Source organism: Myxococcus llanfairpwllgwyngyllgogerychwyrndrobwllllantysiliogogogochensis (assembly GCF_006636215.1).
GTDB lineage: Bacteria > Myxococcota > Myxococcia > Myxococcales > Myxococcaceae > Myxococcus > Myxococcus llanfairpwllgwyngyllgogerychwyrndrobwllllantysiliogogogochensis.
This window is the reverse complement of sequence record NZ_VIFM01000050.1, coordinates 42,781-53,326: the sequence shown is the minus strand read 5'-3', so window position 1 is coordinate 53,326 and position 10,546 is coordinate 42,781. Positions and strand designations below refer to the sequence as shown.

The window sequence follows — 10,546 nt, the reverse complement described above, 5'->3', positions numbered from 1 at the left end:
GCCGGTCGGGGCGTCGGGGGCGCGAGAGGACGTGGCTCGCGCCGCACAGTGCTTACGGGTGAGCACTGCGGCAATCGCTGTACCCGAGGACAAGTTCGCGACACCTCGGACATGGCACTCTCTACCAACGCGCGTTCCGCGCCCCAGTCTCCGCACGTGGACTGGAGGGGTGCTGGGCGCCGGGGGGAAGTCGATGGTGAGCCTGTCGTCGTTGCCAGGGAATGCCCTGGCACGGTCGCTCCATGCCGGAAGTCCCGCACCGTGCATGCGCTTGGAAGCGCTGCGGGGACCGGCGGGCGAGGTGCTCGACTTCCAGTGGTCGTCGCTCAACGCGGCGGCCGAGCACTTCGTGCATGACTGGGGCGTGCCCTCCTGTGTCTCGCGCTGGGTGCAGCAGGGCCTGCGCGGCGTGGAGCTGGAGGCGTGCGTGCGGGTCTGGGCCACGGGCGTGCCCCTGTCCTCGACGTTGCGCCTGTCTCGCGACGGGCTGGACGCGTGCTTCCAGGTGGTGGGCGTCAAGGAGGCGGACGGCCTGGCGCTGTGGCTGTTGGAGCCGTCACCGGAGGACGCGGCGGGGCTGCGCGACGCGCTGGAGCGGGAGCGGGAGGCCCGGCGGCGCGCGGAGGGGGCGCTGGAGAACACCCGGGACGTGCAGGCCCGCGAGGAACTCTTGCGGCTGGCCCTGTCCAAGGCGCGCATGGTGGCGTGGGAGTGGACGGAGGCGCGGCGCGTGGTGACGTGGTCCCAGGACGCGGACGCGTTTTTTGGCCAGGCGCCAGCAACGCTGGGCACCTCGCTGCCGAGCTTCCTGTCCTGTGTGGTGGTGGAGGACCGGCACCGCGTCGCGCGGGGAATCGAACAGGCGCTGGCGGTGGACGGGGCCTACACGCTGAAGTTCCGCTGTCGGCACGCGGACGGCACCACGCACTGGTACGAGGCGGTGGGACAGAGCTTCCACGAGGCGGAGCGGCCGCACCGCATGGTGGGCGTGGTGGCGGACTGCACCGAGCGCGAGCAGGCGGAGGCCGCGCTGCGGGAGGCGGAGGAGCGCTACCGGCTGGCCGCTCGCGCCACGCATGACGTGCTGTGGGACTGCGACCTGGCGACGGGGCGCGTGCGCTGGGATGCCGGACAGGAGGAGCTGTTCGGCTACGGACGCGACGCGGCGGACCATGAGCTGGGCTGGTGGACGCAGCGGCTGCACCCGGACGAGCGCGACGCGGTGGCGGACGGGCTGCGCGACTTCGTGGCGTCCACCCGGGCCGCGTGGCAGGCGGAGTACCGCTTCCTGCGCCATGACGGAAGCTGGGCCCATGTGTTGGACCGGGGCGTGCTGTCGCGTGACGCGGCGGGCCGGCCGGTGCGGATGATTGGCTCGATGATGGACATCACCGAGCGCAAGCACGCGTTGGAGCGACTGGCGGAGGAGGCGGAGTTCCGCGAGCGCTTCATCGGGATTCTGGGCCACGATTTGCGCAACCCCCTCAACGCCATAACCCTGTCCGCCCGGGCCCTGCGGCGCCGCGCCCCCATCAGCTCCACCCAGCAGCAGATGGCCCAGCGCATCGAGGCGTCCGCGGAGCGGATGGGCACCATGATTTCGGACATCCTCGACCTCACGCGGGCGAGGCTGTCCGGCGGCATCCCCCTGCAAGTGGCGCCGGCGAATCTCTCCACCGTGTGTCAGCAGGTGGTGGAGGAGCTGTCCGCGGTCCATCCGGACCGCTACATCGCCTTCGACGTGGACGGCCGCTGTGACGGGCTGTGGGATGCGGACCGGCTGGCGCAGGTGCTCAGCAACCTGGTGGGTAATGCGCTGGAGCACGGCGCCCAGGACGCACCCGTGCTGCTGCGGTGTCTGGATTATGAGACGCGCCAGGTGGTGGAGGTCCACAACCCCGGCGCGCCCATTCCCGCGCCGCAGCTGGCCACGCTGTTCGACCCGTTCCGTCAGGCCGGCGCCGCGCGCGAGAAGGGCCGACGACGGGGTGGGCTGGGACTCGGCCTGTTCATCGTCCGGGAGATTGTCCACGCGCATGGTGGCAGCGTGGACGTGCGTTCCTCGGAGCTGGACGGCACGACGTTCACCGTGACGCTGCCGCGCGACGCCCGCCGCGCGGCGCGGTGATGTTTCAAGAACGTCTCGCGGTGTGTCACGGCCAGTGAATCATCGTCAACCGTGAGTCGATACACGGCTGAATCGTCAGCCGTTTCACGATGTCCCTGTCTGACGCACGACCCCAGCGGAAGAATTGCACGTGGGTACACCTGTCGCTCCTGGCGAGAAGCACTACCCGTTGTCTTGGCCGCGAGAAACCGCGCGGTCACCCCCAACGCGGAGACAGTCCCATGCGCCAGTGCTTCAGCCGTTTCGAGTCCCGTCCTTCCTTCCTTCGAGAACTGACGGCGTGGGGGTTGCCCGCGCTCTTGAGCGTCACTATCGGATGTGGCCCCGCGGGGATGGGTGATGGCGAGCCGAACGAGTCGACAGGCACCCACGAAGAGGGGCTGGTCTCGACGAATGGCTTGTCGACGAACGGGCTGAGCACCAATGGCTTGTCGACGAACGGGTTGAGCACCAATGGCTTGTCGACGAACGGGTTGAGCACGAACGGGCTGAGCACCAATGGCGTGTTCAATACATGGTTCAGCGCCAATCCAGCCCAGGCGGAAATGCTGATGAAGTATGTCGCCCGCTGTGCATTGTCGCCCACGCAAACACTGTCGTACACCCATGGCGGAACGACGTACTCGTGGCCGGGCTCGTTGGGGCTGGCGCCGTCGTGGACGGGGAGCGTGGCGGGCTCGCAGCCGCAGCCCGCGTCGGTGACGGAGCAGCAGGTGGTGTCCGCGTGCCTGGCGGCGCATGCGAACAAGTTCGGCGTGCACGTGAACATCTCCGTGCTGGGCAAGGGCGCATCGAACGTGGCGATTCCCTCCACCCCGGAGGAGCTGCAGTTGTTCAGCAAGCCGGAGGCGTGCTTCTTCGGCAACCTCTTCGCCAATGAGGGCCTCTTCGCGGCGAACGACACCAGCTACCTGTCCTATGACGAGAGCACGGTGCGCACCTGCGGCCTGTCGTCCTGGAGTGGTGACGCCGCGTGTGCGCCCGCGATTGCGCACGTGGGCAACTGCCTGGACCACTGCCAGGCGGACCCGTTGCGCGGCGGGTTCTACAAGAGCTGCACGTACAACGGGAAGCCGTACCGCCCCATCAGTACGCGCATCCGTCCCCAGGACATCTACCGGTGCGGCGACGGCGTGTGCCAGATTTCCGAGCAGTGCGGCACGGGGACCGCCGCGAACAACTGCGCGTCGGATTGCGGCGCCTGCCCGTAGTGCGAGCAGGCTGACCTGGACCCGCGGCTCCCCGCGCCGCGAGGTGTCACCAGGGCCGACCGGTTGACGGGCGGCGATATGTTCGGGAGTCGTTGGCGTTCCCGCCCCGAAGGACCCTGGGGCGCGTGTGCATTCCCGCCGCGACAACATGCCACACGGCGTTTGCTCCCCGGGGCTGGTACCCCTGCAGTCCGTCGCGGTGCGCTCCTCGCATCCGCCCCGTGGAGGTCGATTCGATGAACGCCGTCCGGAAGCTCGCGTCCTGGGCCCTCGTGCCCGCCCTCCTGCTCCTGCAGGGCTGCGGTGATGACGAGAAGAGCGACAAGACCTACACCGTGCGTTTCAGCCCCCAGGTGCGACAGGAGGCGCTGACGTGCGGCGGCAGCTACCCGGATATCGGCACGTCGCGGGGCGTCATCGAGCTGCTCGACTTCAAGATGTACCTGCGGGACGTCACGCTGGTGCGCGCCAATGGCGAGCGCCACGCGCTGAAGCTCGCGCAGGACGGGACGTGGCAGCGCGATGCGATTGCCCTCCTGGACTTCGAGGATGGCACCGGGACGTGCGCCACGGGCAGCCCCGAGGTGCGCCGCGAAGTGGTGGGCACCGCGCCGGAGCATGACGACTACACGGGCCTGGAGTTCAAGGTGGGCCTGCCGCCGGAGAAGAACCACCTGGATGCGGAGGCCGAGCGCGCGCCGCTCAACGTGGCGCCCATGTGGTGGAGCTGGCAGGGCGGCTACAAGTTCGTGGCCCTGGACGTCCGCTCCCGCGCGAACGAGAGCTTCTACTTCCACATGGGGGCCTCGGGGTGTCGGGGCTCGGTGCCGGACGGCTTCACCTGTGCGGCGGACAACCAGGCGACCATCACCCTGGCGGGCTTCGACCCGGAGGCCAATCAGGTCGTCCTGGACCTGGCGGGGCTGTACTCGGAGCTGGACGTGAATCGTGTCCCGGATGGAACGACGGACATGATGCCGGGGTGCATGTCGGGGGCGACGGACCCGGAGTGCCCGGGGTTCCTCTCGCAGTTCGGCCTGACCGCGGATGGCCGCCCCAAGGCGCTGCCGACGACGTTCTTCCGGGTCCGCTGAAGCCCTGTCCCGCGGCGAGTGAACGAGGAGTGCCAGATGTTCCGCGCATGGAAGGTGAGCGCCGCGCTGGGCGCGTTGTTGCTGGTCGGCTGCGGGGGCGATGAGGGTGCGCCGCCTCCCACGCCCTATGCGTGGAAGCTGCCCGCGGGCTTCCCGGAGCCCTTCGTTCCGGCGGACAACCCCATGTCGGACGCGAAGGTGGAGCTGGGGCGCCACCTGTTCCACGACAAGCGGCTGTCGGGCAACGGCACCATGGCGTGCGTGAGCTGCCACGAGCAGGCGCGGGCGTTCTCGGATGGGAAGCCGACGCCCCGGGGCTCCACGGGGGACCACGTCGCGCGCAACTCGCCGGGGCTGGCGAACGTGGCCTATCTGGCCACGTACACCTGGGCGAACCCGCTGCTGGAGACGCTGGAGACCCAGGCGCTGGTGCCGCTGTTCAACGAGTTCCCCACGGAGCTGGGTGTGACGCCCCGGCTGGAGGAGGTCTTCCAGCGGCTGCGGGACGACGTGAAGTATCCGGAGCTGTTCCGCGCGGCGTTCCCCGACGCGGTGGAGCCGGTGGACCGGGAGACCATCGTCAAGGCGCTGGCGTCGTTCCAGCGCACGCTCTTGTCGGGCGGCTCGCCGTATGACCGCTATCTGCAAGGGGAGCGGGAGGCGCTGACGCCGGAGGCCCGGCGGGGCATGGAGCTGTTCTTTGGCGAGCGCGCGGAGTGCTACCACTGTCACAGCGGAAGGCACCTGTCGAACTCGTTCCGCTCGAAGGACTCGGTGCTGCCGAACATGCAGTTCTTCAACAACGGGTTGTACGACGTGGACGGGAAGGGCGCGTACCCGTTGGACAACCCGGGCCTGTTCGAGTTCACCCAGCGGGCGGAGGACCAGGGCCGCTTCCGCGTGCCGCAACTGCGCAACGTGGAGCTGACGGCGCCGTACATGCACGACGGCAGCATCGCCACGCTGGAGGCGGTCATCGACCACTACGTGGCCGGTGGGCGCAACGTGACGGAGGGGCCGTTCGTGGGAGATGGACGCGCGAACCCGAACAAGGACCCGCTGGTGCGGCCGTTCGAGCTGACGGAGTCGGAGCGCGCGGACCTGGTGGCGTTCCTCAAGAGCCTCACGGATGTGGAGTTCACGCGCGACGCGCGATTCGCCAACCCGTGGGAGGAGCCATAGGAAGCTCCGGCCCAGCGGCCCAGCGGTCAGGCTTCGTCGTCGGGGAGAAGCCTCCGGAGAAGCTCGTCGTCAGGTCCGAGTGGACGCCACCCAGCGGGAGGTGGATTGGCGAGCAGTGCATCACCTGCCAATCGCACGCGGTCTTCATGCGTCTCTGGGACGATGCCGGACCAGAGCCCGAGTGCCTTGGCGACCCTGAAGCGGTTGTCGTCATCCAGCATTGCCGGCCAACCATCAGGGAGGCTCCCCCATAGCTCGCGCACGAGATGTCCACGAACCAGGCGGGTCACTTGCTTGCTTCGCACCGCTTCGGCCACCAATCCGTCGTACACCTGAACTCCGGCAACGTCGTCCGGACCCAGCTCCTCGGCCAATGCCACCCACGATGCGGTGGGACGGGCCTCGGCAAAGGCCGTGAGTGAATCGTAGCCGCGCTCACGAACGCGCTCATACAAGCGGGCCTTCCAATTCCCCCGCCATGAAAGTTCGTCCGTCATCGGCTCCTCCCCTTCGTGAACACGATCGGGACTTTGTAGAACTGCATACGCTCCGCGACGATGTCCAGGACCTGATTCCGCGTCAACATCCGGCCTGCTCTAGCCTCGGCGTCGCGCAGCGTCTTCATGAGCATCCGGTTCCACTCACCGGGCCACACGCGACCCAGCGTCCAGTTGCCTCCGCCGTGAATGGCCTCGTGGTGGGCCTGCTCCAGCCGGACGCAGAACTGGTCGATGTCCATGTCGCCCTTGAAGCCGCGCTGCTCGAACCACTCCCGGTGCTCTTTCGGTAGGACGTGGTGCTTCGGGGCGTCGGACATGCCCGCTCCTGCCTTGCCCGTCACCCGCATGCCCCTCACCTCGGGACTGTCTCCCAGCGCGTCACGAACGCCCTCGGGCAGGTCTTGATGGGCCTGAGCCATCATCACCTGACCCCCGTGGATGCGGACGGCCGCGCTGACGGCGGGGAGGGAGATGACGCCTGCCTGCACGAGCCTTCGCATCAGCTCCACCCACTCGGCGGAGACAACGATGCGTGAGCCCGCCATGACGCCCCCTGAACTCATCGCGAGGCCCACGCCGAGCGTCGCGGGCGCGGCCGGGGGCAGTCGAGGCAGCGACATCTTCAGCGAGGAAATCAGGGTGACCATCTCCAACACCCGCACGGCCACCAGAACCTTGCCTCCCTCCTCCATGGCCGCCCGTCCGTCCGAATGAATCGCGTTGAACTCCCGGGTCAATGCCCCCATCAGCTCGGGCATCGCGAGTGCCGCGGCTTCGACACGGTTCGGGTCCTGGGAAGCGAGGTCCGACAACGGGGTCTCCACCAGGCCCCGGACGCGGTTGAGGTCCACGAACTGCTTCTCGAAGCTGCAGATGAAGCACTCCCGGAGCAATGCGTCGGTGAGCTGGAGGAAATCAACCCAGGTGGCGAGCAGCAGTGTTCCGAACATCGCGGCCTGGAGCCGTGGCCCCGTCATGCGCAGGACGCCCAGCTCCATCTCCGGGTTCTCCAGTTCCGACGCGGCCCCAGCCATCACCGTCGCGCTTCCGAGCGTGCCGTGAATCCACGTCACCTGCTTGGAGCCAAGGCGGAGAAAGCGCATGAACACCTCGCCGTTGATGCCCCGGCCATCGAAGCCGGGCCGACGTGTCGAAATCCTGGACAACGCGGACTCGACCCTCCCCAGCGAGCCCTTCATCTCGTCGATGGACTCGAGGATTGCTTGTCGAGTCAGTGTGGCGCTCCGCGCTCCGCCTCCAGTCGCTCCAGCCAGGGTGCCAGGCCCAGCCCGGGTTGCGTCGCTGCGTGGTCCCCGATGCCGCCACAGCCGTTGTCCTGCTTCGGGTCCCGCGATGGCGTGCGTGCGGTCGTCGCTCGGCTCCCCTTCCCACGCGGGGGACGAGGCTGCATGTGGCGCGTGGTTCAGCGTTCTGTCGCGCCCGGGAGCATGCGTCACCGAGGCGCACCCCGTGGCCAACAGCGCCATGGCCAACAAGGCGCTAACGCGCATTGTCCACCCCTGGCTTGAGCGTGCTGAACCCGCTCTCCAGGGCGGCGTTGTCGTAGCAGTTGCCGCATCGGCTGATGCCGCGGACGATGCCGTGTCTCGCCAGAACGTGCTGGTCGTCCTCACTGGCGTATGTGCTCCCCTGGTCCGTGCGGTGCCAAAGCCTACCAGCCCGACGCCGCACTGTACGGCGAGGCCGGAGGAGCACATGAAGCGAAGGCGCGGCGGTGCGCCCCTGGCGCCCGTGCCTTGACGCAATACCTCCTGAGGGGGATGGCCGGCCCCGGTGCCTTCGGGTGTCATTCGCGCGGGTGTGCGACGAGAGTGTCCACCTCGTGCCATGCTCTCGACCCTGGGAGGGGCGTCATGAAGGTCATGGTTGGCGATACCGTGGTCATCACGCAGCAAACGGGGAATCCCATTGGCATCGTGACGCGGCGCAGCGGCACCATGCTCACGGTGCGGCTGCCCCTCAAGGGTAATACCCTGGAACGGGTCTCCCGCGCGGACGTGGAGCCGCTGGCCCTGTGGCTGGCGGATGCTCGACGGCGGCAGACGAAGTTCAGCAACACCCTGAGCCTGGTGGGCCAGTCCTCTTTGTCCGAGCTGGTCGGGGTGTTTGGCTATTCAACAGACGTCAAGATGCAGCGCACCTCGTTGGGGAGCGTCGTGCGGCAGCTTGAGCGGGCAGGGCTGGATGTCAATCCCACCACGGGAAGCTGGGACCGCCACGCGCCCTTCGTTCTGTCATTGAAGAAGGCCCTCATCGACCCCTCGCCGGAAGAGGACGACGCCCAGGATTCGGAGCCCTCCCAAGGCTTCGCGCTGCCGCAGCCCTTCTGGCCCAGTGCATTGGGTTTGTCGCAGGACCGCGAGGTGGCGTTCCTGCGAGCGCTCACCGGTGCCGAGCCGCTCCTCGCGCTGCTCTATCTTCCAGAGCGTCGGGAGACAGCGGACTGGCTTCAGGCCACCTGGGAAGGGGTGATGGGCTGGGCCTACCGCTCCGCGCAGCGCTTCGTCTGGACGGGGCGTGGGGAGAACGGGGCCCCCGCGGTTGTCCGAGGTTCGTCCCACTTGCTGCATGGGTATCTCAAGCCCTCGCTGCTGGACTCGGAGGGGCCCCGGCTGCGTGACGCGCCCCATGCCCTCAACCTCATCGCGCTCCAGCGAGACAGAGAGGCACCCGTCGACCTGTCGCGCCTGCTGGCCGCCTGGCCGGGACCCATCTTCGAGTTCGATGCCACGGCGATTGCTGGGGGTGGGGTGCCCGTGTCCCAGTTGTTGTTGATGGTGGGAGGCAAACCCGCGCTGGCGACAGAGGCGGTCGTGTCGGAGCTGTCTCCATTGAAGCTGGTGTTGTGGAGTCGCGAGGCCAGCGCTCAGGGGGCGGCCCAGGCGATGAACTCGTGGGGAGACCTCCTCACGCGGACACCGCTCTCCCGGTTCAAGGGCAGCAACGAAAGCAGCACGTCACTCTCCCTCAAGGCCCGGCTGGCGCAGTGGCTCCTGGTGAGGAATCCCGAGGCCTCGCTCCAGTTCGAGCAGCACCGGATCGAGGTCCTGGACGATGAAGGTGACGAACAGGAGGTGATTCGCACGGACCTGCATGTGGAGGGGCAGGGGACGTTCGAGGTAGAGACGCTGGTGGGCAGCGGCCCGATGGAGTCCTTCTACCACCGGAAGATCTTCTCCCGTCGCAAGCCGGACGAGCCCTTCTCCCTGGTGGTCCCTGGCGAGGCGCTGCTGTGGGCTGGCCCCTTCCTGGCGGATATCGCCCACCATCTGGGCGAGGGAGGCTCGGTGCTGGTGCCCGTCGCGGGAGCCGCCTTCGCCTCGCTCGAGGCGCGCGCGCTGGTGGAGAACGCCTCGGAGGTGAAGGACCCGGAGGAGGCGGCCCGGCTCGAATCTCCGGTCGAGAAGTCGGAGCGCCGCGACGACGCGTTGCCGCTACTGGACGACGTGGCTGGCTATGCCTCCGTCAAGGAGCGGATCCGCCGCGATATCGTATGGCCGGAGCAGCGCGGGGCGCTGCTGCGAAATGTCTCCCGGGCCTCGGGGATTCTCTTCTTCGGGCCCCCTGGCTGCGGCAAGTCGCTGCTCGCTCGTGCGATAGCGGGTGAGCTGGAGCAGGAGGTGCGGCTGCTCTCGCCTTCAGATCTGCGTGGCCCCTACGTCGGTTGGGGGCAGCGCATGATTCGCGAGCAGTTCGACTGGGTGGTGGAGCAGGAGAAGCGGATGCTCGTGCTCGATGAGCTGGACGCGGTCGCGCGCTCCCGTCGCTCGGGCGATATGCACAGTGACGAGAAGGCGGACGTCAACGAACTGCTGGTGCAGTTGGACCGGGCGGGCAGGTTGCGACGCATCATCGTAGGCACGACGAACTTCCTGGGTGCTCTGGATGAAGCAGTCATCCGGAGCGGCCGTTTCGGACGCTTCGTCCCCGTGCCTCCTCCGGACCTGGACGAGGCGGTGGAGATTGTCACTCACTACCTGAGTCGGCTGGCGCGAGCGGAGACCGCGGCCGCGGACCGTGTCCCCAGCGCCGTGGAGCTGAAGGCCATCTTGTCTCCACTGTTCGCGCGGAACCTGGTGGACCAGCGCTTCTTCTCGGGCTCGGACCTGGAGGCCGCGGTCACCGAGTCCTATCTGGGCTGCGCGCTGGGCAAGGCGCCGAGTCTGGAGCAGAGCCTGGGGCCGGTGCACCTGACCGTGGAGGCGCTCGCCGCCGCGTTGGAGCGTGGGCCCCGGTCCGTCTCCAAGCGCTCCATCCAGCGGTTCCTCACGGAGACGCGACGTCACTGTGGAGCGAGCCTGGCGGATTTGCTGGCGGGACGGTTCGAAGCCCAGACGCGAGCACCCTGAAGGGCCTACCTCGAATCCAGGCGAAGGGAGCGGTTCTCGGGGGCTTCAAGGGGGCTCATTG

The 10,546-nt window shown here is 68.1% G+C and carries 7 protein-coding genes; 5 read left to right on the top strand and 2 right to left on the bottom strand.

Going from position 1 to position 10,546, the window contains the following annotated elements:
- The first annotated feature begins 265 nt into the window (after positions 1–265).
- From FJV41_RS52225 to FJV41_RS15180, 4 genes are all read left to right on the top strand, one after another.
- On the top strand, positions 266–2,128 hold the full coding sequence (locus tag FJV41_RS52225; protein WP_181790656.1) for a sensor histidine kinase: 1,863 nt from the start codon (positions 266–268) through the stop codon (positions 2,126–2,128).
- A 221-nt stretch (positions 2,129–2,349) separates the two neighbouring features.
- Positions 2,350–3,339: a hypothetical protein gene (locus FJV41_RS15190; protein ID WP_141643196.1), complete on the top strand. Its 990-nt coding sequence runs from the start codon at positions 2,350–2,352 to the stop codon at positions 3,337–3,339.
- A 236-nt stretch (positions 3,340–3,575) separates the two neighbouring features.
- A complete protein-coding gene (locus FJV41_RS15185; protein WP_141643195.1) occupies positions 3,576–4,433 on the top strand; it encodes an MbnP family copper-binding protein in 858 nt (285 codons plus the stop codon).
- 36 nt (positions 4,434–4,469) lie between these two features.
- Positions 4,470–5,615 (top strand): methanobactin export MATE transporter MbnM, encoded by a 1,146-nt coding sequence (locus FJV41_RS15180; protein ID WP_141643194.1) that lies wholly within the window; start codon positions 4,470–4,472, stop codon positions 5,613–5,615.
- A 26-nt stretch (positions 5,616–5,641) separates the two neighbouring features.
- On the opposite strand, the gene FJV41_RS15175 is transcribed toward FJV41_RS15180, so the two are convergent.
- A complete protein-coding gene (locus FJV41_RS15175; RefSeq protein WP_141643193.1) occupies positions 5,642–6,112 on the bottom strand; it encodes an NUDIX hydrolase in 471 nt (156 codons plus the stop codon).
- Positions 6,109–7,314 (bottom strand): DUF2380 domain-containing protein, encoded by a 1,206-nt coding sequence (locus FJV41_RS15170; protein WP_306440880.1) that lies wholly within the window; start codon positions 7,312–7,314, stop codon positions 6,109–6,111. Before FJV41_RS15170 ends, FJV41_RS15175 begins: the two co-directional genes overlap by 4 nt.
- Before the next feature lie 675 nt (positions 7,315–7,989).
- On the opposite strand from FJV41_RS15170, the gene FJV41_RS15160 reads away from it, so the two are divergent.
- Entirely contained in the window at positions 7,990–10,485 is a 2,496-nt protein-coding gene (locus FJV41_RS15160; protein ID WP_141643191.1) for an AAA family ATPase, read from the top strand.
- The last annotated feature ends 61 nt before the right edge of the window (positions 10,486–10,546 follow it).